At 67.9% G+C, this 25,264-nt stretch carries 21 protein-coding genes and 7 pseudogenes; 16 read left to right on the forward strand and 12 right to left on the reverse strand.

Translation table 11 applies throughout. The features are described from left to right. The first annotated feature begins 44 nt into the window (after positions 1 to 44). Complete coding sequence (locus tag OG842_RS42305; RefSeq protein ID WP_266737558.1) at positions 45 to 1,070, forward strand: ParB/RepB/Spo0J family partition protein; 1,026 nt, start codon at positions 45 to 47, stop codon at positions 1,068 to 1,070. A 642-nt stretch (positions 1,071 to 1,712) separates the two neighbouring features. Here the strand turns inward: OG842_RS42305 and OG842_RS42310 are convergent. After that, positions 1,713 to 1,874: a hypothetical protein gene (locus OG842_RS42310; RefSeq protein ID WP_266737557.1), complete on the reverse strand. Its 162-nt coding sequence runs from the start codon at positions 1,872 to 1,874 to the stop codon at positions 1,713 to 1,715. 970 nt (positions 1,875 to 2,844) lie between these two features. Here OG842_RS42310 and OG842_RS42315 point away from each other — a divergent pair. Continuing rightward, the gene (locus OG842_RS42315) at positions 2,845 to 3,939 is read left to right on the forward strand and encodes a barstar family protein (RefSeq protein ID WP_266737556.1); all 1,095 of its coding nucleotides are present in this window, start codon (positions 2,845 to 2,847) and stop codon (positions 3,937 to 3,939) included. A gap of 102 nt (positions 3,940 to 4,041) precedes the next feature. Here OG842_RS42315 and OG842_RS42320 read toward each other — a convergent pair whose 3' ends face one another. The 4 genes from OG842_RS42320 to OG842_RS42335 form a co-directional block, all read right to left on the reverse strand. Then, positions 4,042 to 4,437, reverse strand: a complete 396-nt coding sequence (locus OG842_RS42320) for a DUF5958 family protein (RefSeq protein WP_266737554.1) — start codon at positions 4,435 to 4,437, stop codon at positions 4,042 to 4,044. A 1,164-nt stretch (positions 4,438 to 5,601) separates the two neighbouring features. After that, entirely contained in the window at positions 5,602 to 7,245 is a 1,644-nt protein-coding gene (locus OG842_RS42325; protein WP_266737553.1) for an amidohydrolase, read from the reverse strand. Positions 7,246 to 7,400: 155 nt separating this feature from the next. Then, positions 7,401 to 8,864 carry a sodium:solute symporter family protein gene (locus tag OG842_RS42330; protein WP_266737552.1) on the reverse strand — a complete coding sequence of 488 codons (1,464 nt, stop codon included), beginning with the start codon at positions 8,862 to 8,864 and terminating at the stop codon, positions 7,401 to 7,403. Further along, positions 8,861 to 9,082, reverse strand: coding sequence for a hypothetical protein (locus OG842_RS42335; RefSeq protein ID WP_266737551.1), 222 nt, complete (start codon positions 9,080 to 9,082; stop codon positions 8,861 to 8,863). The genes OG842_RS42330 and OG842_RS42335 overlap by 4 nt, the downstream gene beginning before the upstream one ends. A 162-nt stretch (positions 9,083 to 9,244) precedes the next feature. Here OG842_RS42335 and OG842_RS42340 point away from each other — a divergent pair, with 162 nt between their 5' ends. The 6 genes and pseudogenes from OG842_RS42340 to OG842_RS45485 form a co-directional block, all read left to right on the forward strand. Next, the gene (locus OG842_RS42340) at positions 9,245 to 10,282 is read left to right on the forward strand and encodes an Lrp/AsnC family transcriptional regulator (RefSeq protein ID WP_266737549.1); all 1,038 of its coding nucleotides are present in this window, start codon (positions 9,245 to 9,247) and stop codon (positions 10,280 to 10,282) included. A gap of 212 nt (positions 10,283 to 10,494) precedes the next feature. Beyond that, positions 10,495 to 10,725 (forward strand): annotated as a pseudogene (locus tag OG842_RS42345) (IS6 family transposase); the annotation flags it as partial. A 226-nt stretch (positions 10,726 to 10,951) separates the two neighbouring features. Further along, positions 10,952 to 12,148, forward strand: coding sequence for an IS110 family transposase (locus OG842_RS42350; protein WP_266726579.1), 1,197 nt, complete (start codon positions 10,952 to 10,954; stop codon positions 12,146 to 12,148). Further along, a pseudogene (locus OG842_RS42355) lies at positions 12,135 to 12,651 on the forward strand (IS6 family transposase); the annotation flags it as partial. The gene OG842_RS42350 and the pseudogene OG842_RS42355, both read left to right, overlap by 14 nt. 80 nt (positions 12,652 to 12,731) lie before the next feature. Next, complete coding sequence (locus OG842_RS42360; RefSeq protein ID WP_266737547.1) at positions 12,732 to 12,872, forward strand: hypothetical protein; 141 nt, start codon at positions 12,732 to 12,734, stop codon at positions 12,870 to 12,872. 72 nt (positions 12,873 to 12,944) lie between these two features. After that, positions 12,945 to 13,291 (forward strand): annotated as a pseudogene (locus OG842_RS45485) (helix-turn-helix domain-containing protein); the annotation flags it as partial. Between the two features lie 148 nt (positions 13,292 to 13,439). Here the strand turns inward: OG842_RS45485 and OG842_RS42365 are convergent. Then, positions 13,440 to 14,048, reverse strand: a complete 609-nt coding sequence (locus OG842_RS42365; RefSeq protein WP_266737545.1) for a helix-turn-helix domain-containing protein — start codon at positions 14,046 to 14,048, stop codon at positions 13,440 to 13,442. An 87-nt stretch (positions 14,049 to 14,135) separates the two neighbouring features. Here OG842_RS42365 and OG842_RS42370 point away from each other — a divergent pair, with 87 nt between their 5' ends. Further along, positions 14,136 to 14,762: a class I SAM-dependent methyltransferase gene (locus OG842_RS42370; protein ID WP_266737544.1), complete on the forward strand. Its 627-nt coding sequence runs from the start codon at positions 14,136 to 14,138 to the stop codon at positions 14,760 to 14,762. A 44-nt stretch (positions 14,763 to 14,806) separates the two neighbouring features. After that, positions 14,807 to 15,220, forward strand: a pseudogene (locus OG842_RS42375) (mycothiol transferase); the annotation flags it as partial. Here the strand turns inward: OG842_RS42375 and OG842_RS42380 are convergent. Next, a pseudogene (locus OG842_RS42380) lies at positions 15,221 to 16,090 on the reverse strand (FAD-dependent monooxygenase); the annotation flags it as partial. Between the two features lie 71 nt (positions 16,091 to 16,161). Between OG842_RS42380 and OG842_RS42385 the strand changes: the two are divergent. The 4 genes and pseudogenes from OG842_RS42385 to OG842_RS42400 all read left to right on the forward strand — a co-directional run bounded on the left by OG842_RS42385 (position 16,162) and on the right by OG842_RS42400 (position 19,038). Beyond that, positions 16,162 to 16,740, forward strand: coding sequence for a TetR/AcrR family transcriptional regulator C-terminal domain-containing protein (locus OG842_RS42385; RefSeq protein ID WP_266737542.1), 579 nt, complete (start codon positions 16,162 to 16,164; stop codon positions 16,738 to 16,740). Positions 16,741 to 16,938: 198 nt separating this feature from the next. Further along, a pseudogene (locus tag OG842_RS42390) lies at positions 16,939 to 18,015 on the forward strand (transposase); the annotation flags it as partial. A gap of 152 nt (positions 18,016 to 18,167) precedes the next feature. Further along, positions 18,168 to 18,479: a serine hydrolase gene (locus OG842_RS42395; RefSeq protein ID WP_266737538.1), complete on the forward strand. Its 312-nt coding sequence runs from the start codon at positions 18,168 to 18,170 to the stop codon at positions 18,477 to 18,479. A gap of 205 nt (positions 18,480 to 18,684) precedes the next feature. Next, a complete protein-coding gene (locus tag OG842_RS42400) occupies positions 18,685 to 19,038 on the forward strand; it encodes an aquaporin (protein ID WP_266737536.1) in 354 nt (117 codons plus the stop codon). 206 nt (positions 19,039 to 19,244) lie between these two features. Here the strand turns inward: OG842_RS42400 and OG842_RS42405 are convergent, their stop codons facing one another. The 4 genes and pseudogenes from OG842_RS42405 to OG842_RS42415 form a co-directional block, all read right to left on the reverse strand. Next, positions 19,245 to 19,730 carry a hypothetical protein gene (locus OG842_RS42405; RefSeq protein WP_266737535.1) on the reverse strand — a complete coding sequence of 162 codons (486 nt, stop codon included), beginning with the start codon at positions 19,728 to 19,730 and terminating at the stop codon, positions 19,245 to 19,247. A gap of 256 nt (positions 19,731 to 19,986) precedes the next feature. After that, positions 19,987 to 20,700 carry a transposase gene (locus tag OG842_RS42410; RefSeq protein WP_266737534.1) on the reverse strand — a complete coding sequence of 238 codons (714 nt, stop codon included), beginning with the start codon at positions 20,698 to 20,700 and terminating at the stop codon, positions 19,987 to 19,989. Between the two features lie 111 nt (positions 20,701 to 20,811). Next, positions 20,812 to 21,153, reverse strand: a pseudogene (locus tag OG842_RS45490) (transposase family protein); the annotation flags it as partial. Between the two features lie 74 nt (positions 21,154 to 21,227). After that, positions 21,228 to 21,995: an SDR family NAD(P)-dependent oxidoreductase gene (locus OG842_RS42415; RefSeq protein ID WP_266737533.1), complete on the reverse strand. Its 768-nt coding sequence runs from the start codon at positions 21,993 to 21,995 to the stop codon at positions 21,228 to 21,230. Positions 21,996 to 22,934: 939 nt separating this feature from the next. Here OG842_RS42415 and OG842_RS42420 point away from each other — a divergent pair. Together OG842_RS42420 and OG842_RS42425 are read left to right on the forward strand one after the other, a co-directional pair. Then, positions 22,935 to 23,783: a putative RNA methyltransferase gene (locus tag OG842_RS42420; protein ID WP_266738098.1), complete on the forward strand. Its 849-nt coding sequence runs from the start codon at positions 22,935 to 22,937 to the stop codon at positions 23,781 to 23,783. Next, positions 23,780 to 24,697, forward strand: a complete 918-nt coding sequence (locus tag OG842_RS42425) for an IS5 family transposase (RefSeq protein ID WP_266737531.1) — start codon at positions 23,780 to 23,782, stop codon at positions 24,695 to 24,697. Before OG842_RS42420 ends, OG842_RS42425 begins: the two co-directional genes overlap by 4 nt. 82 nt (positions 24,698 to 24,779) lie before the next feature. Here the strand turns inward: OG842_RS42425 and OG842_RS42430 are convergent, their stop codons facing one another. Beyond that, positions 24,780 to 25,259, reverse strand: a complete 480-nt coding sequence (locus OG842_RS42430) for a hypothetical protein (RefSeq protein WP_266501566.1) — start codon at positions 25,257 to 25,259, stop codon at positions 24,780 to 24,782. Between the last annotated feature and the right edge of the window lie 5 nt (positions 25,260 to 25,264).

Here is a 25,264-nt window from a genome sequence, read left to right on the forward strand (position 1 = left end):
GGGAGTGAAGCACCCCCGGCAGCAGCAAGCCCACCCTGGTTCACGTGGCGCCCGACCAGGTGGCGCCCACCCCCCTCAACCCCCGCCAGGACTTCGACCCAGTCAAGCTCGAAGAGCTCGGCAACAGCATGCGCACCGGGCAGCTTCAGCCGTGCGTCGGGATCACCCGGGCCCGCTATATCAAGCTGTTCCCCGAACACGAGGAACTTCTGCCGGACTGCCGGATCGTCATGGCCGCAGGGGAGCGGCGATGGAAGGCTGCCATCCACGTCGGACTCCCTACGCTCGACGTACACGTCCGCGAGGACATCGCCGAGTCCCGCGTCAGGTTCCTCGCAGCTGTTCTCACAGAGAACGTCGAGCGGTCGAACTTCAACTACATCGAAGAAGCCCGTGGCCTTCAGCAGATGCTGGAGATGACCAACGGCAACCAGACACAGGCTGCAGAGAAGCTGCAGAAGTCGAAGCAGTGGTTCAGCCAGCGCATCGGTCTGTTGCGCCTCTCCGAGGAGATGCAAGAACTCGTCATCTCCGGCGAGCTCAAGGCCTTTCGCGACATGCGGATGTACTCGGCCATGCCGCCCAGCGATCAGCTCGCCGCGTGGAAAGCCGATCGGATGGCTGCGAAGCAGAAGGCGGACAGGAAGGGATCCCCCACGCCTGCCCCTAGCCCCATGCCGGCCCCCGGCCCCGCGCCTGCGAGAGAGACCGCCGCACCGGCACCCAAACCTGAGCCTGTGTATACCGCGGTATACACACCCTCCAGTTCGGAAGCAGGCTCAGAGCAGCCCGAGCCGCGCGCAGAAGAGCCCCTGTCAGCCGAATCACCGGGCACTGTCCCGCGCGAAGCATTGCCCGTCCCTGTGCCACGCGACGCTGCTCCTGAATCGCCGGAAGTCGAGCCGACCCCTGCCGCCCCACAGCAGATGCAGGCCCTGGCCGCCAACTGGGAAAGGTGGTTTGACCGGCTGATGGAGGAGCTGTCCGAGCTGGACCGGCACATGCTGACGAAGAAGCTCCAGCGCGTGATGCTGAGTGAGACGAGCCGGGTCGAAGGCTCCCAGGCATAGCGTCAAGCGTCATTGGCGGCCCCGTTCTCTCGCTTGATGGTGGGGGAGTGGAGCCGGCTTGTCGTGGCAGTTGGATCTGGTGGGCACCCGCGTCTGCCGAGGCTCTTCAGTTAAATGAGTGCGGTCTGGGGTCTCGCACACGCAGGTCGACCAGTTCACGTTGAAGACTCGCGATGACCTCGCCGCTCGTTCACGCTCGGACGGGCGTGAACGGCTGAGGTGCTAACGGCGTTTGCACCTCAGCCAGTACTACGGCGGCAGCCGAGATGGGTGCGCGCGGAGGGCTCGTAGAGTCGATCAGCCGGTGCTGGACCTGTGCACGGTTTGTTCCCAGAGGTTCAGTCCTGCGCGGAGGAGTTCGCGCAAGGCCGCGGTCTCCTCGTCCGTCCAGGCTCCCTCGCCAGCGGTCGGTTCGAGAGCTTCGCCGCCGAAGATCTTTTCGTAGGCGCTGTTGTGGATTGATCCTTGAGAGGGGAGGGGTGGGCCGGCCTTAAGGCTGTGGGAGAGGTCTTCGAAGAAGTTCCACGCGTCCAGCAGCAGTCCTGCCGGGACCGAGCCAGGCTAGGGGGCTCGACCCATCGCCGTGCGACGCCCAGATCGAGAGTGCCTTCGTCCTCCCAGACGAGCTCCCAGCCGTTGCGATCAATCACAGTATTCCTGCAGCGTCTTGGGGTCATGGAACGCGAGGAGTCTTCCGAGTTCGTCAACGGCGAGCTCATCGGCAGCATCGTCCTCTCCTGGCCGCCAGACCAGCGCCAGGTCCCCTCTCCTGGTCGTGATTGGGTACGGATAGTAGTCAGCCATACAGGGTCTCCCTGGTGCTGCGGCGGCACCTGCCACGTGGGTCATCCTGCCTGCAGTGATCGTCGTGTGGTGACTTCGGATCAGGTGGAGCCGTGGGGTGCGGAGCTGGCGGGTCTGAGGTCGCGGGGCGCTGGGTGCTTCGAGCGGTCGGAGCCGCGGGCGACGGCGGTCGCCTATGTGAGGGGGTGCTGGCGGAGGTGCCGCGCAAGAACGGGTGGCAGTTGGCTGAGCAGGCCGATGCCGCGATGCCCTGGTCGACGCAGCGGCTGCTGGGGGGCATACCGCTGGGATGCAGACGGGGTCCGCGATGTGGTGCTGTCCTACGTGGTCGAGCGTCTGGGCGAGGCCGGCGCGGTGCTGGTCCTGGATGAGACGGGGTTCCAGCCCATGACCACGACGGCCTGACAGAAGTGCCGCGTCCTCGTTCTGCCGCCTGGTGGGGGAGCGGGGCCGTTGTCGTGTCAGACCAGTTCCGGTCGAGATCAGCCTCGCTGGCCCACCAAGCAGGTCGGCTGCAGGGACAAGGCGGCCCCATCAGAGGGTCACAGTGCCTCGGCCGTTGCCTGCACCGCTACCGGAGGTACGCGAACCCTCTGATGTGATGACTGAGGCCTATGGCCTCCGGTTTCTCCGGCGACGTGGTGTGCGGCCAGAACGGCAAGGTAGCCAGGGCTCTGGCCGCCCCAGGGCTGTTCGAGGTGCACGGCCGGAGTGGTAGCGGGGGAGTGGACGGGGTCGATGAGGCCAGGGGGGAATCTGCAGCTCGTGCATGGTGCCGTCGCCGACGGCGGAGTTGCGAGGCATGCGGTGCCCCCGCGGAATGCGGCTATGTCAGCGGCCACGCCGGAACCCGTCCAGGTGTCGGGGCTGGAGAGTGTCGGTCCTGCAGGGCGAGGCTCGCTCGGAGAGTGCTGGCCGCACACCCTGACCGACCACGAAAAGAACTTCACGGACTACACCGGGTCTGGGCATGATTCCCACCGTGCATGTGGACAGGAACCATCGCGGGCAGGGACGGTACTCGCTGACGGACACAGGAAGCGGCCATGTCTGGGGTGTCTGCGCCGAGGTGGAGGGATTGTTCCGGGAACCCCTGCGCGGGACGTACGAACTGTTCGGCTGGGTTCCGGACGGAGCTGAGGTGCGCGGCTGGGTCGGCAGCCGGGTGTGGTTGGTGCCGGAGGACAGGACGCTCGATGCCTGGCTGCTGGAGGACGCGGAGAGCCTCGGTCGGCCCCCAGGAACGGACGGTCTCGTGCTCACCGGTCTGGACGACTACGAGGGCCCGCCCGAGGGGCACCGGGCTCCTGTCCGACTGCACGACGGGTACCGGTGGCTGGGCTCCTGCCGGGAGTTCGCCCGCGTTCTGTCGCCCGAGCAAGTGGAACCTCCGGTCGTCCTGCGGGGGCTCGCCCCGAGTTATCGGCTACGGCGGGCACTGGCTACGGGCACCCGGCGCACGCTGGACCTGGAGGAGGTCTGGCTGGAGATACGAGACGACCGGGGCGAATCGCTCACCGACCGGCTGCTGCGACCCAAAGTCCGTACGTGGCAGCCGTCCTCCCTCAGGACGGACCTGATTGATCTGGAACTCGACGGATACATCGCACCCGTACCGGGATACGCCCGGCCCGTCTGGGAGCGCTGGCTTGCCGGCCCGCCGGACGCCCCTGGCGCCTGGACCAGGCTCGAAACCCGCCAGCGTGGGGCCTGGCTCGATCTCGTCCGGGAGCGGGGCTGTCGTCTCAAGCACCAGCACCGGGAGGCCGGACACACGTACGAGCTGGACGGTCGGCACATCACCGACGAACCGGGCCTCTACCTGGCACTCGGCGAGGCCGTCAACGGGCCGGGCGGCTACTTCGGCGGCTGCGTGGACGCCCTCGTGGACTGTCTGCGCGGCAACTTCGGCTACACCGCCCCCGCGACCTTGCTCTGGCGGGACGCTGCGACTGCGCGCGAGCACCTGTCCCGCGTCTTGACACCAGAGGGCGAGCAGTATGACCAGGTTGCCCTGGTGCTCGAAGTCCTGACCGAGGGCAGGATGCACGTGGCCCTCACGTGAATTGGCCGCGCTGCCGCAGTAGTGACTCAACACTGCTGCCGCACCTTCGGGCCACTTACGCGCCTGACAGAGCCGAGCCGTGTGAAGGTGCCGACGGATGTATCAGACAGCGCCGGACAACCTGTGCCACCAGTGACCACAACCGTTCGAGCAGTAGCGTTCGCGACGTCGCCCGTCGGCGATCGCGAGCACCGCGACCAGCAGTCGGAACGCCTTCCTACGTTCGTCGCGAGCAGTGAGAGAAGCGATCTTCCCAAGTTGATCGTTGATCCGACCGCGCGTGATCCGCACCGCCGGCGTGTGCGTCGGGCGCAGACCGGCACGACGGATGCTCCGGTCCGTCCTCTGCGACGGCGCGCGCCTGGACAAGTGGTGGCGCAGAAACAGCAGCGCTTCGGACTGCTCCTCCGGGCCGAGTGCGTCGAACCACGCGATGCCCTGAGACATCGGGCGGAGCCCCTGGGTAAGTTCGTTGAGCATGACGACGCGTTCGGTCACGGCTGCTTCCCAGTAGACAAGCGGCGCTTCGCCGCGGAGCTGAGGTCAGTGGAACCAGGCGGCGGGTCGTATAACCGCACCCTCCCTACCCATACGGAGCAGTCAATGCCCGTTCAGGACAGACGAAATCGACTGTGCGGCTTCCTGGCGGCCTGTCAGCGGTCCGGATATCTCGTCATACCAGCCCCTTGCTAGCAGGCCGCCAGCACCGCCATTCTGTCGGTCGCTTTTAGTGTGAGATGCGACTTTTCATCGGTTTCAATCATAGTTTCGACTCGAACGGAACAGCCTTGTCAGTAGCGAGCCGCGCACCTTCGGCCACGGCGGACAGCTGGGCTTCTGTCACACGCGCAGTCGACGGTCAAGAACGGGCTGCACGCCCGCCACCGGCCTCCTGGCTTCACCGCCCCGCCCAAGGCGTCCTCGCCCGGCCGGAAGCGCGCGGGGTCGCAGTTTCATGAACATGTAAGCGTGGGAACTCAGGCTCGGTTCGGTGCGGGCACGTCGAGTTGATGAGGCTTCGCAAAAACGTCCTACGGCGAGGAGGGCGAGATCGGGCCAGCCGCCGAGGGCCGCTAACTTCGTCTTCCCGGCGACGATGCGCCGCGCGTGCTGGGTCGCGGCAGACCTATACAGGAACGCTCGAACGGCACGACGGCCGTCAGTTCGCCGAGGTGATCGGGGGCGAACCTCCCCGCGGCCACGGTCACCGTACGAGTGATAGCCGTCAGCGGCGACGGCAGGACAGAATGCAACAGCAACGGAGCTCCTCGGGAACAAGCTGTCTTGGTCGACTGCCTGTACCAACGAGCTCCGTTGCGCTTTGCCCTCGACCCCTCAACGCACTTGCGTGACCTGCGGAAACGCTAACTACCCGGCCTTGGGGGAAGGCCCCACGTCCCGACTGGCGGCCCTCGACCTCGCAGCATGAGACCAATTGGGCAACAGGGTCATCGAGAGCTGGTACAACTTGCACCGACTGCACAGCAGCCTCGGCTACCGCAGCCCCGCCGACTACGAGACCGCACTGGCGGCCTGACCACCACACCAAGGGTGTCCGTCAAAGCGGAACAAGCTCAGATCTTCTCTGGCAAGAACAAGTGCGCCGCCCAGAAGTGGGTGCGAAACACGTTGGCCGCCCCGTCCCGCGCGCCACCGTGGCGCTCACGCGTCGCCGTTCGACCAGACCTGACGGGCGCCGACCCACGTGGCGCGCACCGGAACGGCCGCGAGGGCGTCGGGGGCGGTGGCGAACAGGTCTTGGCCGAGCACGGTGAAGTCGGCCAGGTATCCGGGAGCGATGCGGCCCTTGAGGTGGGACTCGCCTGTGGCGCGCGCGGAGCCGACGGTGTAGACGCTCAGAGCCTCACGCACCGTCAGGGCTCGGTCGGCGCCGAGGACATCGCCCTCGCTGGTGCGCCGGGTGACCATCGTCTGGAGTGCGAGCAGCGGCTCGAGGGGACCCGCCGGGTGGTCGGACGAGCCCGCGACGACGACGCCGGCGTCCAGAAAGGAGCGGTGGTCACTGACCCGTTCGGCGCGCGCGTCACCGTAGTAGCGGCGCAGCTTGGAGCCGTGCCCGTGGACGAATGCGCCGAACGGCACAGGGGTGACCTCTGCGGCGCGGATCCGCCGGACCAGGTTCTCGTCGACGAGGGAGCAGTGCTCGATGCGGTGGTTGATCCGCTGCTCGGGGTGGGCGGCGCGGGCTGCCTCAATTGCGTCGAGGACCTGAGAGACAGCCAGGTCGCCGTTGGCGTGCACGCCGACGCGCAGGCCTGCGGCGTGCAGGGCAAGCACCGCGTCGGCGAGCTCGGCCTCGTCCAGGAGCTGAATGCCGTTGGCGGACCCGGTCTCGGCCGGGTAGGGGTCGCGGCACAGGCAGGTGCCCCCGGCCAGCGCGCCATCCATGATGATCTTGACGCCGACGATGCGCAGCCACTCGTCGCCGAAACCGGCGTGCAGGCCCGCGTGGCGCAGGGCGTCCGCATAGCGATGCCACAGGAGGGTGCCCACCCGCATGGTCAGCCGGCCGCGCTCGCGCATGTGCTGATAGGTGCGCAGTGCGGCCGGGGGGGTCACGGCGTCGCAGACGGAGGTGATGCCGGCGGCGTGGTAGGCGGTGAAGACGTCGGCCAGCGGTTCGAGCAGGGCCTCGGGCGCTTCCTGCGGGAGCAGGGCGGCTTCGCCGGAGGCACGGTAGAGCTGGTCGAACCAGGTCCGCTCGTAGAGCCAGCCGTCCAGTCGGCCCGTCGTGTCGCGGCCCAGGTCGCCGCCGGTCTGGGGGCCGCTGCCGTCGTGCAGACCGGTCAGCGTCAGCGCCGCGGAACCGGCGACCGCCATGTGGAACGAGAAGTGGATCACCAGGACCGGGTGGCGGGTGGTGATCGCGTCGATCGCGGCGCGATCGAGGCGGCCGTCGGGGTCGGCGGCAGGGTTGTAGCCCTGGACGACGATCCATCGGCCCGGCTCGGTGGCGGCCACTCGCGCCGCGAGCCGCTCCCGGGGGGTTCCGGCGCCCGCCCCCAGGTCGAGCCGGAGAGCGGCGTTGGCCACCTCCATGGGGTGGCAGTGCGCGTCGTGGAAGCCGGGCACCAGGTGGGCATCGCCCAGATCGACGGTCTCGGCGCCCGGCAGTGCCGCGTACGCCTCGGCTGCCTCGCCGACTGCGGCGATCCTCTCGCCGACGGTGGCGAGGACCTGGGCATCGGCCTCGCCGTCCAGGGTGGTGATACGGCGGGCCCGGACGATGCGCACAGGCGCGGGAGGGGCGACGGGGCCGTGCTGCCGGTTGATCGCGGTGGTCATACGTTCGGTCTCCTTCTTGTGCCTTGTTCCCGTACGGCTGGACATGTCGCCGAGGACGGCGGCCGGACGGGAACGAGGGGGGCGGTGCGGTGGTGCGGCGACGTCCGGCGGACGGTCGCTCGTGACGGTGTGTCTTCGGGGAAGGGACTGCGAGGTCAGCGCACGGGTGTCGGGGCCGGCGCCGGGGCCTCTCGCTCCTCCTCGGCGGCACGGCTGCCCCGCAGGCGCAAGACCGCCTCGGCCACCACTGCCACCAGGACGTTGACCGCCAGGGAGATGAGACCGTGGCTCACCGGACCGTCGTAGATGCCGCCGAAGGTCAGCCAGATGAGGACGGCCTCGCCGGCGACGATGCCCGCCCCCGCCGCTGGTGCGCGCAGCAACGGGCGCCTGGTCAGGGCGGCGGCCGTCGCCGGGGCCATCTGGGTGAGGCCGCTGTAGGTGAGCAGGAGCAGGTTGGCGAGAGCGTCGGGCCGGGTGATACCCAAAACGAGGGCGACCCCGACACCGGCCACCACAGTGGTGTGGTTGACGATGAGCGCGCGACGGGGGTCCTGTACGCGCAGCACATTGCGGGCCACCATGGTCGACATGCCGAGCACGATGGCGGCGGCCGGGACCATGGCAGTGGCGGCCGCTGCGACGGCCACGACGCCCACGAGCCAAGCGGGCAGTGCCTGGGAGACCAGGGTGAGCAGGACTCCGTTGTTCCCGTTCACGGGAGCCGAGAGCGCGGTGATCGCGACAAAGCCTACGATGATCGGGATGGCCTGGGTAGCTCCGTAGACGGGCATCCAGATGCTGTTCTTACGCAGGGCGCGCTCGGAGTCGGCGGCCATGACCGCGGGCCAACCGTGAGGCATCGTCATGAACAGCACACTGAACAGACTGGTCAGCATCGCGGTGAAGAACCAGACGGTGCCGTGCGGGCCACTGTGCGGGACACTGAGCAGCTCACTGTGGTGGGAGCGCAGTTCACCGCCGAGGCTGCCGAGCCCGCCATGAAAGTGGGCGGGGACAGCGACGAGCAGGACGATCAGGACGACCAACATCAGGGCGTCCTTGAAGTACGCGGTTCTGGCGACACCGTGGATGCCGGACCACAACACGAAGGCAACGATGAGCACCGAGGCGAGGATCATCGCGGGGGTGCCGACGTTGTCCTTGCCGGTGGCGAGTTCGACGACCAGGCCGAGTCCGGTGATCTGCAGTTGCAGATAGGGCAGCAGGAAGAGCACGCCGAAGACAGCGGTGACGGTGCCGAGCAGGGGGCTGCGGTAGCGATCGGCGAAGAAGTCGCCTTGCGTGACATGGCCGCGTTCTCGCCCCATGCGCCACACGATCGGGCTGATGACGTAGAGGCCGACGTAGGCGATGGGCAGGTACGGCAGGGCGTAGACGACTGCGACACCGGAGCTGAAGGCCAGGCCCGCGAGGCCCAGGAACGTGAAGGTCGTGTAGATCTCCCCAGCCTGCAGGAACCAGGTGGTCAGGGCGCCGAAGTTACGGCCTCCGACGCTCCACTCCTCAAGATTGGCGGCGGGCTTGCGACGGCCCATCATTCCGAGTAGGCCGATGACGACTATGCCGACGACGCAGACGACAAGGACGGTGCTCATCGGCGCTCCTCCTGGAGGTTTTGGGGGTCGGCAGCGAGCGCAGTGCGGCGCCGCTCGACGAAGGCGAGGGCAGGGGTCAGGGCGAGGACCCAGACGACGGACCAGACCAGCAGGGACGGCATGCCGAACCACAAGTGCGGTCCGTTGACGAAAGGCAGCCAGACAGCTGACAGCAGGGCCACTACAGGCACGGCCGTCAGCAACCACGGAAGGCGCATGGCGAACTCCGAGACATGTCGCGAGTCGGTGGTCGGCTGCCGAGAGACGGACAGCCACCGCGGCGGACGGCCGGCGGCCGTTGCCAAATCACACAAGGAGCTTGAAACTCCTGGAGTGCACCCCATGGATTTCTGCATAATTCATTCAGGAGAGATGCCACAGTGACCGATTCCGCCACCGGCTTCCTGGACGAGCTGGACCTGTCCCTGGTCAATGCGCTCCAGACCTCGCCCCGCGCGTCCTGGGCGCGGGTAGGAAGGGCCATCGAGGTCAGCCCGGTGACAGCGGCGCGGCGCTGGGAGCGGCTGCGCGCCCAGGGCCTGGTCTGGGTGACCGCGTACGGCGGAGCCTTCGTCAACCACCACCACTGTGTCGCCATCGTCGGCGTGGACTGCGAACCCGGCCGCATCCCAGCGATCTCGGCCGCGCTTGCCGAGCAACCGCAGATCGCCAGCATCGAGCACACAGCGGGCCATCACGACCTGTCCCTCAACGTCATGGTGGACTCGCTGGCCGACCTCTCCCGGCTGCACACCGAGGTCCTCGGGAGACTGCCCGGGGTGCGTGCCACACACAGCCGGATCGTCACCCGGTTCTTCACCGAGGGCTCCCGCTGGGACATTCGCGCCATCAGCCGCGACCAGCGCGAGACAGTCCGCTCCGGGACGCCCCCCGCGGTGGGTGACGTCGATCCCGCACCGGCCGAGGCCGACCGGGAGCCGCTGCTCGCACTCGGCGCCGACGGGCGCGCCGGATACGGCGAATTGGCCCGGCGCACGGGAATGAGTGAGTCGACGGTGCGGCGCCGGGTGGCGTGGATGGTGCGCACGGGGGCCGCGCTGCCGCGCTGCGAGGTGGCCCACACCTACTCGCCGTATCCGGTGTTCGCCACCTTCCACGCGAACGTGCCCTCCGACGCCCTGGCCCGGGTCGGCCCCGCACTGGCCGCGCTGCCGGAGGTGCGGATGTGCGCGGCGACCACCTCGAACCACAACCTGGTGGTCAACAGCTGGGTGCGCTGCACGCCCGACGTGCTGCGCCTGGAGTCGTACATCGCCGAGCGTTTTCCGGAGATCGCTGTGGCCGACCGCTCCCTCACGCTCGGCAATCCCAAGCGCATGGGCTGGATCCTCGACGAGGCGGGGCGGGCGGTGCGGCACGTACCCATCGACCTGTGGCGACGGCCGGGGGTCGGCTGAGCCACCAGCGTCAGTGCCTCTCACGCCGCGACGAGCCAATGGGCAGCGACACCAGCGCCGAGACGGCAGCCAATAGATGCCCCTATGGTTCGTCAAGCGGCAGCAGGCACCACGGTTGTCGCCGGAGGCCGGATGTGCCGGTAGGGCACTGTCACGTTGGCGGGCGGCGTGGGAGGAACCTCGACGTTGATCATGCTGGAGGGGGATCGTCCGTGGTGAGCGCGTTGCCGTCGTATAAGGGGCACCGGTACCCGGTCGAGGTCATCTCCCACTGCGTGTGGCTGTGCTTCCGCTTTCCGCTCAGCTTCCGTGAGGTGGAGGAGCTGATGCTCCGGCGCGGTGTCACCGTCTCGTACGAGACGGTCCGCCGGTGGTGTGTGAAGTTCGGGCTGGCCTACGCCGACGGACTGCGCCGCCGACGGCCCCGGCCCGGGGACAAGTGGCTCTACCTTCTTGAACGGGTTGGTCCTCCCGTTCGTAGGGTGAGGACACCCAGGGGAGCTGGGTGTGGCTGACAAGTGGCTGCCGTTCGTGGCTTCAGGTGCTTGGCCGCCTGGCTCCCCACGACGACTCGGCCGCCGATTGGGAAGTGCGAACAAGTCGCTGTGTAGAGCAATGCCGGCGAGGTCGTCCGTGGTACGCAAGGCATGTACGACCGAATGGAGCACGATGAGCCGGATATGGGCGGGAACCGACTGCGGCAAGACCCACCACCACTGCCTGGTCCTGGACAGCGAGGGCGACACGCTGCTGTCGCGTCGGGTGGCCAACGACGAGCCGGAACTGCTGAAGCTGATCGGTGACGTCCTGGACCTCGCCGACGGCGGCAAGACGACCTGGGCGCTTGACATGACCGGCGGCGAGCCCGGCCTGCTGATCGCCCTTCTGGTCAACCATGGCCAGGAGCTCGTCTACATCCCCGGTATCGCGGTCAACCGGGCCACCGACAGCTACCGCGGCCAGGGCAAGACGGACGCCCGTGACGCCCGCGTGATCGCCGACCAGGCCCGGATGCGCCGCGACCTCCAGCCGATCCGCCCCGGCGACGAAGCCACGCTCGAGCTGCGGCTGCTGACCGACCACCGCGTCGATCTGGTCGCCGACCGCACCCGCACCACCAACCGGCTCAAGGCCCTGCTGAACAGCATGTTTCCGGCCCTGGAACGGGCCCTCGACCTGGGTAACGTCGGCCCGCTGGTGCTGCTAACCGGTTACCAGACACCGGCAGCGATCCGCCGCGCGGGCAGTCGGCGGCTGACCGCCTGGCTGCGCAACCGCAAGGTCTGCAACGCTGCTGCCCTCGCCGAGAAGGTGGTTGAGGCCGCCGAGCGCCAGCACACCGCCGTCGTGGGTGAGAAGGCCATCGCGAAGATGGTGCACACCCTCGCCAAGGAGGTGATGGTCCTCAACGAGAAGATCACCGAGACCGACAAACTCATCGAGGGCCGGTTTCGCGAACACGAACTGGCCGACGTGATCCAGTCCATGCCCGGCATCGGCACGATCCTCGGTGCCGAGTTCCTCGTCGCCGTCGGCGGCAGCCTGGACGCCTTCCCCACGGCCGACCGGCTCGCGGCCTTCGCCGGCGTGGTCCCCGCCCCACGCGACTCCGGCCAGGTCAGCGGTAACGACCACCGACCGACGAGATACCACCGTCGCCTGCAGCGCGTCTTCTACATCTCCGCGCTGGTCAGCGTCCAACGAGACCCCAACTCACGGAAGTTTTACGACCGCAAGCGCGCCGAGGGGAAACGGCACGTCCAGGCCGTCCTCGCGCTCGCACGCCGTCGCGTCAACGTCCTGTGGGCTCTGATCCGTGACCGACGGTGCTACCAGGTCATACCCTCAGTGACGACGGCGGCTTGACATCGGCATTGGGAAGCATCTGGACGAGGTCTTCATCAAGATCAACGGCGAGCGGGAGTACCTGTGGCGGGCCGTCGACCAGGACGCAAACGTGCTCGACATCCTCGTCCAGGGAAGCGGGACAAAGCCGCGGCCGGCGCTTCTTTCGCAGGCTGATGAAGAAGACCGGTGCGGTACCGCGGGTGGTCGTCACGGACAAGCTTCGCTCCTACGGTGCCGCTCACCGCGAGGTCATGCCCTCCGTCGAGCATCGCTCCCACAAGGGCCTGAACAACCGGGCCGAGAACGGTCATCAGCCCACCAGACAGCGTGAACGCGCGATGAAAGGCTTCCGCTCCGCCGGCGGAGCACAACGCTTCCTGTCCGCGTTCAGCGGCATCTCACCCCACTTCCGACCCCGCCGCCACCTCATGGCCGCACCCGACTACCGCGCCGAAATGACCGTCCGCTTCACCATCTGGGAGCAGATCACCGGCGCCACCGGCCTGCCCACCACACCCTGAACACACAGCCGGAACCCGACCGCACCACACCCTGTCACGCCGTCAGACACCCACCCAACAACGTGACAGTGCCCGCCGTCATGCTCTGGAGGCAGATCGACTCCAGCAGGTGGCTGGCCGTCGGCCTCGACACCCTGGCCGAAGCACACGCTCTGGCCGGTGATCACACAGCCGCGGCTCGTGCCCGCGACGAGGCCGAAGGGGCGCGTAAGGCTTACTGATTTCGGCGTTTCGGGGTCTGGATTTGTGTCGGGAGGGGTGACGCGGTCCGTCCGGGCCGGTATGCCGGAGGCATGCGGTATCCGGACGGGGGCGGGCTGACCGCCGAGCAGCGCAGGCGCCGGGAAGCGATACGGATGCGGGCCGTTGACCTCTTCGATGAGGGCGTGGAAGTCCCTTGCATCGCCCGGGAGTTACGGGTGAGTGAGAAGTCGGTCCACCAGTGGCGCCGCACCTGGGGGACGGGCGGACGCGAGGCGTTGCGTTCCAGAGGCCCCTGCGGCTACGACTGTCGGCTCGGCCCGCACCTGCAGACCAAGCTCGCGATGTGGCTTGCTGAGGGGCCGCGCACGGCTGGGCGGACGGCCAGGTGTGGACCGCCGCGCGGGTACGCACGTTGATCGGGCGGAAGTTCCGACTCGTCCGAGCAGCGGGGACGCCGGAGCGACACGGTTTGCCGTGTCCACTGGCGTTCGACCTGGTCGATCTCTGCGGGCGTGACATTGTCGACTGCGGCGTTTGCGCGGTGAGGCTCACTGCTGACGGGAATACAGAATCTCTCGCTGAGTTCACCGTCGGCTTTCGGCCTGAGACGACCGATGAGGGCCGGTGCGTACGTGCGCACGCATCCCTTGCAGGCCGAACAGGATGAGAAGCTCAACCACGCCGCCGTCGGCGCTGCCCAGCCAGTGGGGCAAGGACGTGTCGAACTCGGCTGCCTCACCGGGCGGCAGCGTCAGGTCGCGGTCGCCGATCACGAGTCGCAGGCGCCCGTTGAGCACATAGAGCCATTCGAAGCCCTCGTGGGTCTGCGGGGTCGGTTCGAGTGGTTCCGGGTGGGCAGGGATGATCATCTTGAACGCGTGCACACCGCCCGGTCGCCGCGACAGGGGCACAAAGGTCATTCCGAACCGGCTGATCGGCTTGAGGTGGATCCGGGGGTCGCCGGTGCGCGGGGCACCGACGAGGTCGTCCAGCGGAACGTCGTAGATACGGGCCAGCGCCAGCAGCAGTTCCAGGCTCGGCCGGCGCTGCCCGCTCTCCAGCCGGGACAGGCTGCTCTCCGACACGCCGGTCGTCGCCGCGAGGTCGGCGAGCGTGATGCCGCGGTCACGACGCAGAGCACGAAGCCGCGGCCCCACCGCGCCAAGCACGTCGTCGTCCGTCTTGCGATCCACGCGGCCATCTTGCCATTACCGCAAGATTTCGTGCCAGGTCGTGGTGCGCCTGACAAGACTGAGCGCCTACCGACACAAGGAGTCTTGATGAGCACCACCGAAGCGGTCGCCTTCTGGGACAGCGTCTACGCGGCCCGACCGGCAGCCGGCAACCCGCAGCCGAATGCTCGCCTCACCGAGACGGTGACGGGCCTGCCGCCCGGTGACGCGTTGGACCTCGGATGCGGCGACGGCGGCGACACGCTGTGGCTCGCCAGCCAGGGGTGGCAGGTCACCGCCGCCGACATCTCGGCCGTGGCGGTCGAGCGGCTCGCCGTCCTCGCCCGCTCACACGGCCTGGGTGACCGCGTCACCACCGTGCGGGCCGACTTGCACAAGTCTTTCCCGCCCAGCGGATTCGACCTGGTCTGCGCCCACTACCTGCACACCCCCTTTGACCTGGACCGGGCAACCGTACTGCGCTCGGCTGCGCACGCACTGCGACCGGGCGGGCGATTGCTGGTCGTCGACCACGGCTCGGCCGCGCCGTGGTCGTGGAACCAGGATCCCGACATCCGCTACCCGAGCCCGCGGGAGGTCGCCGCGGGTATCGACCTGGCTCCGGAGACATGGACGGTCGAGCGGGCCGACGCACCCCGCCGGATCGCAACCGGACCGGACGGGCGCACCGCCGAGGTCACCGACCACGTCCTCCTCATCCGCCGCACCGCCTGACACGGCGGTCGGCGCCCGCCCTCGACAAAGGAAGGCAGACCACGATGCCCAGCACCACACGCCGCAACCGCCACCGCGACACCCCGCCGCCCCGGACCGGAAGCGACGAGATCGAGGTCTTGCGCGGATTCCTCGACTACCTCCGGACCTCGATCGCCGCGAAGGTCGATGGTGCCCCCGAGCCGCAGGTGCGAACGGCCGCAGTGTCGTCGGGCACAAACCTGCTCGGCCTGCTCAACCACCTGACTTTCGTCGAGCGCTCGATGTTCCTCGGGGATGACGTCACCGACTGGCAGGCGACGTTCCAAGCCTCACCGGCGGACAGCGTGGCCGATGTCGTCGCGCGCTACCGAGACGCGGTCAAGCGCGCGAACGGCGTTCTCGACGGGTGCACCGATCTCGGCGCACCGGTTCCCCGGCCACGGCCGGACCGCCCCGCTCCCAGCATCCGCTGGGCAGGTGTCGGTTCGGACCTGGACGATCTCCTGGGAGTAGAAGAAGGGGCTCGTCCGCATGCCGTCGATGAAGCGCTCGGTCTGCCAGCCCGCGTCGCGGAACCTGCTCGCCCAGAACTCCCGCTGGCGCTCGACGGGTTTCCGGTGGATCGCCGAGGCCTCCTCGGACTCCTCCCGCATCACGAAGTACACCTGGGTCTTGGTTGGGTTGTGGCTGCGGCGCATGACCTGACGGCCGCCCGGGATCATGTAAGTGTCCCGGATGTTGCTGTCGGACGCTGTGCGCGGGATGAACCAGTAGGCCATGTGGATGCCGACCCGCCAGTACGGGTCGAAGTCCGCGGGGAGGATCGCCCGACGGGTGCGCGATCCCTCCCCGTCCGCGCCGACCAGGAGGTCGAACTCGCCGGAGGAGCCGTCGGAGAAGTGCGCGATGACCTTCTTTTCGTCCTGCTCGAAGCCGTCCACGCTCACGCCGAAGACGTACTCAGTGTCCGCCTTCGACGCGTCGTGCAGGATGCGCACCAGGTCACCGCGCATGATCTCGTACTCGGAGGTGAGGGTCTGTCGGCCACGGCCGGAGGTGTTGGCCATGATCGTCGCCTTGGCCCTGCCGCGCGCGTCGACGAAGGCGACACCCGCCTCGTCCACCAGCTTGCCGCGGACGGCGTCAAGAAGCCCCATCCGCTCGACGGCCTCGATGCCCTGCCCCCGAAGGTCGACCTGCGCCCCGGTGGCCCGCAGCGCCGAAAAGCGTTCGACGACGGTCACCCTGTGGCCGCCCCGCGTGAGCCAGAAAGCCAGCGCCTGGCCTGCTATCCCGCCGCCGGCAACAAGGACCCGAAGGGGGCGCGTTCCCGATCCGTTGGCCATGCCGGTCACCCCGAAATCTATCAGTGAATGATTCGTCTCCAGGGTCATCTATCAGTGATAGATTCGTCAACGTGACCAAGCTGAACCGTGAGATCGTCGTCTCCGAAGCGCTCGACCTGCTCGACGAGGTCGGGCTGGACATGGTCAGTACGCGGCGGCTGGCGAAGCGGCTGGGTGTCGAGCAGCCATCGCTCTATTGGTACTTCCGCACCAAGAAGGATCTCCTCGCCGCCATGGCGGAGGCGGCGATGGCACCGCATGCGGCCGCCCCGCTGCCCATGCCCGACGACGACTGGCGCGACTGGTTCCTGGACAACACGCGAAGCTTCCGGCGCACCCTGCTGATGCGCCGGGACGGCGCACGCCTCCACGCAGGCAGCACCCCCGCCAACGACCTCGACCAGATCCGCCGCAAGATGGACTTCCTGATCACCTCCGGAGTACCTGAGCGGGACGCGCAGATGGCGATGCTGACCGCCAGCCGTTTCACGGTCGGCAGTGTCCTGGAGGAGCAGGCGGACGCTGACTCTGGCGACGGCTCAGATTCACCGGCGGACATGCCCGTGATCGACTATGAGTCGGCATTTGAGGCTGGCCTGACCCTCATCTTGGACGGCCTGGTGTGCCGCACCGCGATTGGTGATAGATGACAGGGTTTGACGACAGATAGGGTCCATCCCTCCGTACGGCGCTGTCACGTTGTTGGGTGTGTGGGTGTCTGAGCTTGTCGTTTAACCTCGCAGGTCACCCGACCTGCTGAGCTGCGGTACTTCCCGAGACAGCGGAGACGGCCGTTCTCCACGCTTCGAGATGTCGAGTCACGAAGCACGAGAGAACGGCCGCTGCCTATGAGTCTCCCCGTCGACGCGCCCGCAGGCCGAGCATTGGGTCTCCTGTCCCGCTTTCGGGTTGAGTTCTACGAATGCCTCTACGCCCGCACGGACACACTCTTCGAGCTCACCGACGCGGTGCTGTGCGCGGATGGGCCGGTGAAGACCCTGGTCGAGCTGTCGCTCGCGGTCGAGCGCCGGCGTGGGCACGGCGCCCTGTACGCCGCGCTGGACCGGGGCTGGCTGGAGCCGGCCCGACTGCGTCGCACGCTGGCCGGCTTGCCGCTGCCGAAGGCGGCCGACGGCAGGATCGTGCTGGCCGTCGACGTGAGCAACTGGCTCCGCCCCGACGCCCCCACCAGCGACGACCGGCTCTTCTGCCACGTCTACGGACGCGGCGACCGCAAGACGGACCAGTTCGTGCCGGGCTGGCCGTACTCCTTCGTCGCCGCCCTGGAGGCCGGCCGCACCTCCTGGGTCGCGCTGCTGGACGCTGTGCGCCTCGGGCCGGCCGACGACTCAACCACCGTCACCGCCGCCCAACTGCGTGATGTCGTCGAGCGGTTGACACAGGCCGGACACTGGCAGCCCGGCGATCCCAAGGTCCTGATCACGATGGACTCCGGCTGCGACGTCGCCTACCTCTCCCACGCTCTCGCGGACCTGCCGGTCGTCCTGATCGGACGCCTGCGCTCGGACCGCGTCATGCTCCGCGACCCCGGCCCCGCCCGCTCCGGGCCGAAAGGCGGACGGCCGCGTCGGCACGGTGGCGTCCTCACCTTCGCGAAGCCCGAGAGCTGGCATCAGCCCGAGGTCACCACGGGCATCGACGCCGCAGAACCGGTGGTCACCGCGTCCGTGTTCAAGGTCCCCGTCGGGCTGGAACTCGCCCGGCAGGCGGCCGATGGCGCCGTCGATCTTGCCGAGCGAGTCACGGTGGCACCGGGACGCTCGACCCCCGGTTCGTACGGCCTCGCCACGTTTCACCAGGAGGTCACGATGTCCTGGCACGACCTGGCTGTGCTGATGATCGGTGTCAGCGACAACATCGCCACCGACCTCATCCTCGAAAGGGTGGGCAAGGCTGCGGTTGCCGAGTCGTTGGAGCGACTGGAGCTTCCGCAGACGGCGGTCCCGCACCGGGACGACGAGCGGATCCTGGCCGCGTTGCCGGCCGAACGGATCCGCGAGCTGCGCGCACTGACTCCCGAAGCGACCTGCCGGACCAGCGCACAGGAGCCACTCGCTTGCTGGGACTGATCTGGCGCGACGAAGCCGCGCCCGCTGCGGCCTGCGCGGATGTCCGGCGCTGGACGGAACTACAAGTGTGGCCGCACAGGCTGCGTTCCGGCTTCGGCGACGAGGTCAGGGTCAGCGGCAAGACCGGCACCCTTCCCACGGTGCGCAACGAGATCGGCGTGGTGGAGTACCCCGACGGGGGCCGGTACGCGGCGGCCGTTTTCACCAGGGCCGTCGACGCTCGTTCGAGGGTTCCCGCGCGCGACGCCTTCATCGGGTTCGCGGCCGCCCAGGCGGTGGACTGGCTCCGGCAGCGATGAGCGCCGAACACGCACATGCTGGTGATGCGCGCTGCGGCATCCGGTGTCGGCGTACAAGTGAACGTGCACCACCTCGTACGAATGGGCACGATCAGAGTCGCGAGTTTCCCCTGGGAGTCTTCGCTTCCTTGCCTGAGTGGTTCTCGGTTCGGTGTCCGGTCTTGGGTGCTGCGGACCGGGCTGATTCGGTTTGTTTCATGGAGTGTTGAGCGTCGATGGCCGAGCGCTGCCCGTCGACTACGCGACCGTCCACGCCGAACCGGCATGGGACGCCACCGCGATCCTCACGGCGGAGACCGGAGTCCTCGTCCTGCTGACCATGATGCTCTCCGTGCTCCTGGCACACCCGGCCGGCCGCAGACTGCTCCCCTGCGCGGTGGGGCTCGCCACCGCGGTCATCATCGCGACGTTCGGTCCCCTCAGCGGCGGATCGGCCAACCCGGCACGACAGTTCGGTCCGGCGCTCCTGGCCCAGGACACCACCCACCTGTCTACCTGCTCGCTCCGGTGCTCGGCGCGGTGCTGGGAGCAGCCCTCGTGGTTCTGGCCAAACCCCTGACCGCACAGCGGCCCCGGTGCTGACAGAGAGGGAAATCACCAATCGGCTATCGCAGCGGACCGGAACGCCGACCCACGCCGGTGTCCAGATCTCGCCGCCGGGGCGGCTGGCGCAGACGCATCTCGTCTGGTCCCGCCTTGGCTTCGAGCATGCTGACGGCGGGCAGGCGGGAGACGAGCGACGTCTATGCCGCGGGCCCCGCCGCGCTATCTGCCCGGCCGGGCAACCTCCTCAGGCACCCTAAACCGTTCATGGAGTTCTTCGGCAAAACGCGTCCGGTAGATGCCGTGGACGATGGTCCAGGGAGACTGGTAGCCCCTGTGCTCTGGGTCCGAGACATCCTCGTCCCACGGCACTACGCAGTCTGGAAGCGGCCGCGCACGGCCCAGATACATCTGTGCAGCCTCTTCCAACTGCACTTCTCCTGCGATCACCGAGCTCCATAGCCCGCAGCCCTGCCCGACCACCCACATGCACAGATCTTCGGTGCTGTCTTCGGACCAGGCGTCCCCATCCACGCTCACGCCTTCCGAAAAGTCGGCCAGCGAATCAGCTGCGGACTCGTACGCGAGCGCGAAGGCTTCAAGGACTTCCCGCGGCTGGGACTTCAACCACAATTCAAGGGCAGACAGGCGCGGTCGTGTCGCTTCCAGGACTTCCCAGAACCAATCAGGAACATGATCCGGTCCCATTTCGGCTCCCGTGTCGATGGCTGCGGTACCCGCCCGACCGTACAGCGGGATGGAGTCCCCTGGGCACACCCAGACTTCACCGTCGGCGAATGGCGCTCTCCATCCGCGCAGTCACCGGATTACAGTCAGGCACTGCCGCTGCAGCAGTGGGCGGCTGACGGAGCATCGGCTGCAGTGTGGTGTGCTCAGTCTGTGAGGAAGGCACCTTCGCGGCAGGTGCGGCAGACGAAGGCGTAGTCCAGCTGGCCGCCGAGGTTCATCGCGGTCTGCGCGGAGATCCCTTCCTCCAGATGTGCCGCGAATTCCGTCGTGCCGGTGCAGGAGGGGCATGCGGGCAGTCGGTCGTCCTCAAAGTAGGAGGGGCTGCCTCCGAGTGACCCGAGCACTTCGCGTTGCTTCCCAAATCGTTCTTCGGGTTCCCACTTCCATCCCGAACGGGCAAGGTCGTATGCGTCAGGCGCGAGGTCGTCGTGTCGTAGTTCTCTTCGGGATCGAGCGTCACGACGTGGGTGCGGATGGCTGAGGTGGCGGGCAGCAGCGTCGCTCCGGTCTCGGGCACGACGGGGAGATGAGCGACGAACTGCAGCGAACCTCCACAGCAGGAGCCGCACATGGGCCAGGCGAATCCTGCAGGAGCCAGCGGCACGCCCCCGGTACGCGGTACGTCGGAGTCGGCGCGGTCGCGGCAGATCATCCGCACCTCGGGATGATCTCGCAGCCAGGACGCGAAGGTGCTCGCGGCGCGATCGGCAAGCACGTCGAGCGGACGGTGGGTGGACATGTCGATGAGGATCGTCGCGTAGGTCCGTCCGCGTCGCACGGCGAACTCGTCGACGCCGAGAAGCGGGACCGAGCCCGAGGACGGGAGCGGCAGCGCGCGGATCAGCCGGAGCAGAGTGTCCTTGCAGGTGCCGATAGCCATGCGTTCGCAGAGGCGTGCTCCTGCCCGGCCGCCCAGGAACAGGGCCATGTCGGTGAGCTGGGCAGTGAGAGCGTCCGTGCGGCGTGCGTGGCGCCGGGTCAGGTTCGGTATCTGCTCGGCGAACGTCCGTCGGTCGCATTGATCGTTCCCGCACACGAGCCGGCGGGCCCGTAGTTCCAGTCGTACACGCTTGCCTGCGACCGGACGATCCGCCAGAGCCCGCGGGTAGTAGCAGTGCACTTTTGAGGATCTTCGTCCGCAGTCGGGACATGCGGCCGACGCGGCTTGCGACCGCACAGCCAGCCGAACCTCCGTATCCGTGAGTGCCACTTCCTCGACCTGAACCCCGACACCCGGCAACAGAACGTCCGCGACGCGAACCCCACCCATCACACAAGATCGATGCCCAACTACCCCCAAAATAGCGACAGAGCCCAAGAAGTGGACCAGAGCCCGACTTTTGATGTCGCTCATGTGCTGCGGGGCCGCCCGCTTGGGCATGATGAGAACCGGAACATCCCGTCAAGCGGGCACCGCACCGCCGAGGCCGACACGGCCTGCGCCGACCTCGCGATTCACGAACTCGGGAACAGGGGCCCACCTGCCATCAGGCCGCCGTCGACAAGGAGGATGTGCCCGGTGACGTAGCTCGCCTTGTCGGAACCCAGGTACTGGACGGCCTCGGCGATCTCCTCCGGGGCACCCGCCCGGTGCATGGGAAGCACCGAATCGACCGCGTCACGCGCCGTGTCGTCCCCGGTGAACCGCTCGTACATCGCGGTCCGGGTGTAGCCAGGCGCGACCGCGTTGACCCGGATACCGTGAGCGGCGCCCTCGAGTGCGGCCGCCTTGGTGATGCCGACGACGGCGTGCTTGCTCCCGACGTACAAGGTCGCCCCGGGGTAACCCATCAGGCCGTAGCCGGAGCTGACGTTGACGATGCTACCGCCGCCCTGTTCCCTCATGACCCGGAACTCGTGCTTCAGGCACAGCAGCGTTCCCTTGACGTTGGTGTCGAAGGTGGCCTGGTAACTCTCGTCGGTCACCTCGGTGACAGGGCCGGGTGTTCCCTCGGTGCCGGCGTTGTTGAAGGCGACATCGATCCGCCCGAACCGAGCGACCGCGCGGTCGACGAGGTCCTTCACATCGGCGTCGAAGCGGACGTCGGCACGCACGAACTCGGCCGGGGCACCGAGGTCGGCCAGCTCCCTGGCAAACTGCTCACCCACGTCCTCGTGGCGGCCGGAGACCACAAGGTTCGCGCCTTGACGGGCGTAAGCCAAGGCTGTGGCGCGGCCGATACCGGTGAGCGCTCCCGTGATGAGGACGACTGGATCAGACACGTCGAGGGTCCTTCCTGCAACTACCTAGGTGAACGACGGGCAAGCGGTTCGGAACCCGCACGACACCGGGTTCCTCTTCGGGTAGGGGCGTATCCCCCGGTGCGCCCGCAAGGAAGGTGTCCCAGCCGGACGACAGCCGCATCGGACCCGACCGCCGTATCCATCGAACGGCGGCACTTGATGGTCCGTATGGCCCACGGACGGCGGCCGGGACAGACGACCCGAAAGCGGTCACGCGGGCGGGAGGCGAACGCCGCAAGCCCCCTGGTGACATCAGAACAAATCGCGAACTCGCTCAGCCAGTGACTCCCACAGTCACATCGAAACGACTCCCGCGGTCGGTTCTGGCACACATTCCGTGAGCGATCTTGAGTCCGGCCTCACCGGACCCCGGTGACACGTGGTCCGCGCAGCTCACATGGCGCGCGCGCCTCCTGCTGGCGAGAGCCAGCGAGATCTTTCACGGAATGTGTGCCAGAACCGAATCTCGTGAACAACGCCAGTCATCGTACGGGCAGCGCATCACCGATCGCCCCGGCCGCCGGGCTCCCGTGCAACGGGGTGCCGGCGCGGCGGCCGGGATCGTGGTCCAGGAGCAGCGTGTTGGCCCTGGCCTGCGGTGGTCGGGCCCGTGGTCGGGGCGGGCCCGGCCGGCTAGGCCGTGTCTCTTAACTGCGGGCACGCGCGAGAGGCTTCGGCCGAGCCTCGTAGAATCGTGGTGTGGCATTCATGAGCACTCCGCACTGCTGCTTCCACTGATCGGGAGGCTGTGAGGGCGATGCCGGACGGCATCGCCCTCCTCGGTATGCCTGCCGCGTGACCCGCGTTTCGGCGCTGCCCGCATCGAGGGCCGCCGCCGATCCGTCCTCCTTGGACGGCCATCTTCTGAGCGCGCGTGCAGGCACGGTCCCTTCCCTTCACCGTTGCCAGGAGTGTCTTGTGCCTGTTTCGCTTCCCCCTGCCCTCGAATCGTTCCTCGATCTCCTGCGCTGTCCGACGTGCGGCGCTTGTCTCCACCCCGGCCGCGGCGCGCTGCGCTGCCCGGCGGGCCACACCTTCGACATCTCCCGTCATGGCTATGTCAGCCTCCTGACGGGCGCCCGTGCCACCAGCAGCGACGACGCGGCCATGGCCCGAGCCCGGGACCGGTTTCTGGCCACCGGCAGGTACGGGCCGATCCGCCGGATCGTGGCTCACCTGGCGGCCGACGCCGTGCCCGGGCAGAGCACCGTGGTGGACGTGGGGTGCGGCACTGGCTACTACCTGGCCGGCGTCCTCGAGCAGTTGCCCGGTGCCCGCGGTCTGGGTCTGGACACCTCGGTGCGCGCCCTGCGCGCGACGGCCCGTGCCCATGAGCGAGCAGCCGCTGCGGCCTGGGACGTTTTCCGCCCCCTGCCGCTGGCCGACGGGATGGCCGACGTCGTGCTGGACGTGTTCGCCCCGCGCAACCCATCCGAGTTTCACCGGGTGTTGCGCCCGGGTGGTCGGTTGGTCGTGGTACGTCCGACCGGGCGGCACCTGCTCGAATTGCGCAGCCAGGTGCCCGGAATGGTCGCGATCGACCCGGCCAAGGAACGTCGTCTGCACAAGGTGCTGACCCCTTTCTTCGAGGCCGCGGGTACCGAGCTGGTGGAGTACGTCACGTCCTTGACCCGACCGGAGGCTCTTGATCTGGTGGGGATGACGCCGAGCGCACGCCATCTGAACGGTTCGGACCTGGGCGATTACGGTCTCGTGCCCGACCAGGTCACCGTGTCCGTGCTGGCCACTGCCTACCGGCCTCGGTGACCACAAGCGGGCGCACGCGCCTACTGACAGACGAACAGTGGGCACGCCTGGCGCCCTACCTTCCCTGTAATACGGGGAAGGTAGGGCGCCCGTTCGCCGACCACCGCCGCGTCATCGAGGGAATCATCTACCGGTACCGCACCGGGATCCCCTGGCGAGACCTGCCCCACGAGGTGTTCGGACCCTGGCAGACGGTGTGGAAGCGACATCGCAGGTGGGCCGCTGACGGCACGTGGGACTCGGTTCTGGCGCGACTGACCTCCCAGGCAGACTCGATCGGCGAGATCGACTGGACGGTCTCAGTGGACTCGACGATCAACCGGGCTCATCAGCACGCCACGAACACGACTCGGCCCGAGTCGGACACCGGCGCTGCCACCCGCCGCGGCGAGAGCGAGGCTACGGTGATCGACCGTGAACCCGCGGCGCACGCAGCAGGCCGATCCCGCGGCGGCCTGACAACCAAGATCCATCATGCCGTGGACGGCAACGGCCGCCCACTGGCCATCGTGGTCACCCCGGGCCAGGTCCACGACGGACAGATCCTGCCGCTTCTGCTGGGCGATATCCGGGTCCCGCGATGCGGCCGAGGCAGGCCACGAACCACACCGGACGCCCTGCTCGGAGATAAGGCGTACTCCTCCAAGCAGATCCGCGCAGACCTCGCGTGCCGCGGTACACGCGCTGTCATCCCCGAACGTATCGACCAGCAGGCAAATCGCAAGAGAAAGGGCCGTGCCGGCGGCAGGACTCGAACCTTGGACACCGAGACCTACAAACGTAGGAACGTCGTAGAACGGTCGTTCAACCTGCTCAAACAATGGCGGGGCCTGGCCACGCGCTACGACAAGCTCGCGATCGTCTACCGTTCTGCAGCAGTGTTGGCGGGGGTCATCACCTGGCTACGGAGTTGAGAGACACGGCCTAGTTTGAGGACCTGGACCTCACCGACACTTACACGAGAAGCGGAGCAATAGTCAAGACTTGTGGATTAAGTCAGCCTGGTTTCTTGAGGTGATGGAGTCGGTGGTGTGCCGCATTGCGGACTCGGCGGGTCCGCCCGCGTTCTGCGAGTAGTCGCAGGACGTCGGGTGCGGTGACGATCTGTGTGGTCACGGCTGTGCGCTGGAGCCAGTCGGAGGCATCGGTGAGCTCCTCGGCGGCCCACGGCTCTCTCAGAGCGAGGGTCCTGAGCAGGCGCCATTCGTGGAGTCGGGTGGTGAGAAAGTCGTGCTGGTCGATCACCCTGGACATGGCCTGGGCCCATGCCGTGAATGCCGGGTCGGTGATCAGTTCGGTGGCCCGGCGGTCCAGGTGTCGGCTCACCGCGCTGACGGCCATGCTGGTGTCCTCATCGCGCAGAACAGCAGCCAGCAGATCGGCTTCGTCGGCCGCGGCGACGGACTGCAGGGCCTGGAGGTAGTGAGCGAATCGCCGGTGTTCGGCGGGCTCGTCGCTCTGGCGCCGGCTGTTCATGCCGC

This window comes from Streptomyces sp. NBC_00376, assembly GCF_036077095.1.
Taxonomy (GTDB): domain Bacteria; phylum Actinomycetota; class Actinomycetes; order Streptomycetales; family Streptomycetaceae; genus Streptomyces.

Coding starts and splice junctions, on each gene's coding strand:
- OG842_RS42310 (WP_266737557.1), bottom strand. CDS start 1,874: ATGGCTGACTACTATCCGTACCCAATCACGACCAGGAGAGGGGACCTG.
- OG842_RS42315 (WP_266737556.1), top strand. CDS start 2,845: ATGATTCCCACCGTGCATGTGGACAGGAACCATCGCGGGCAGGGACGG.
- OG842_RS42325 (WP_266737553.1), bottom strand. CDS start 7,245: ATGACCACCGCGATCAACCGGCAGCACGGCCCCGTCGCCCCTCCCGCG.
- OG842_RS42330 (WP_266737552.1), bottom strand. CDS start 8,864: ATGAGCACCGTCCTTGTCGTCTGCGTCGTCGGCATAGTCGTCATCGGC.
- OG842_RS42335 (WP_266737551.1), bottom strand. CDS start 9,082: ATGCGCCTTCCGTGGTTGCTGACGGCCGTGCCTGTAGTGGCCCTGCTG.
- OG842_RS42350 (WP_266726579.1), top strand. CDS start 10,952: ATGAGCCGGATATGGGCGGGAACCGACTGCGGCAAGACCCACCACCAC.
- OG842_RS42360 (WP_266737547.1), top strand. CDS start 12,732: ATGCTCTGGAGGCAGATCGACTCCAGCAGGTGGCTGGCCGTCGGCCTC.
- OG842_RS42370 (WP_266737544.1), top strand. CDS start 14,136: ATGAGCACCACCGAAGCGGTCGCCTTCTGGGACAGCGTCTACGCGGCC.
- OG842_RS42405 (WP_266737535.1), bottom strand. CDS start 19,730: ATGGGACCGGATCATGTTCCTGATTGGTTCTGGGAAGTCCTGGAAGCG.
- OG842_RS42410 (WP_266737534.1), bottom strand. CDS start 20,700: ATGGCCCTGTTCCTGGGCGGCCGGGCAGGAGCACGCCTCTGCGAACGC.
- OG842_RS42430 (WP_266501566.1), bottom strand. CDS start 25,259: ATGAACAGCCGGCGCCAGAGCGACGAGCCCGCCGAACACCGGCGATTC.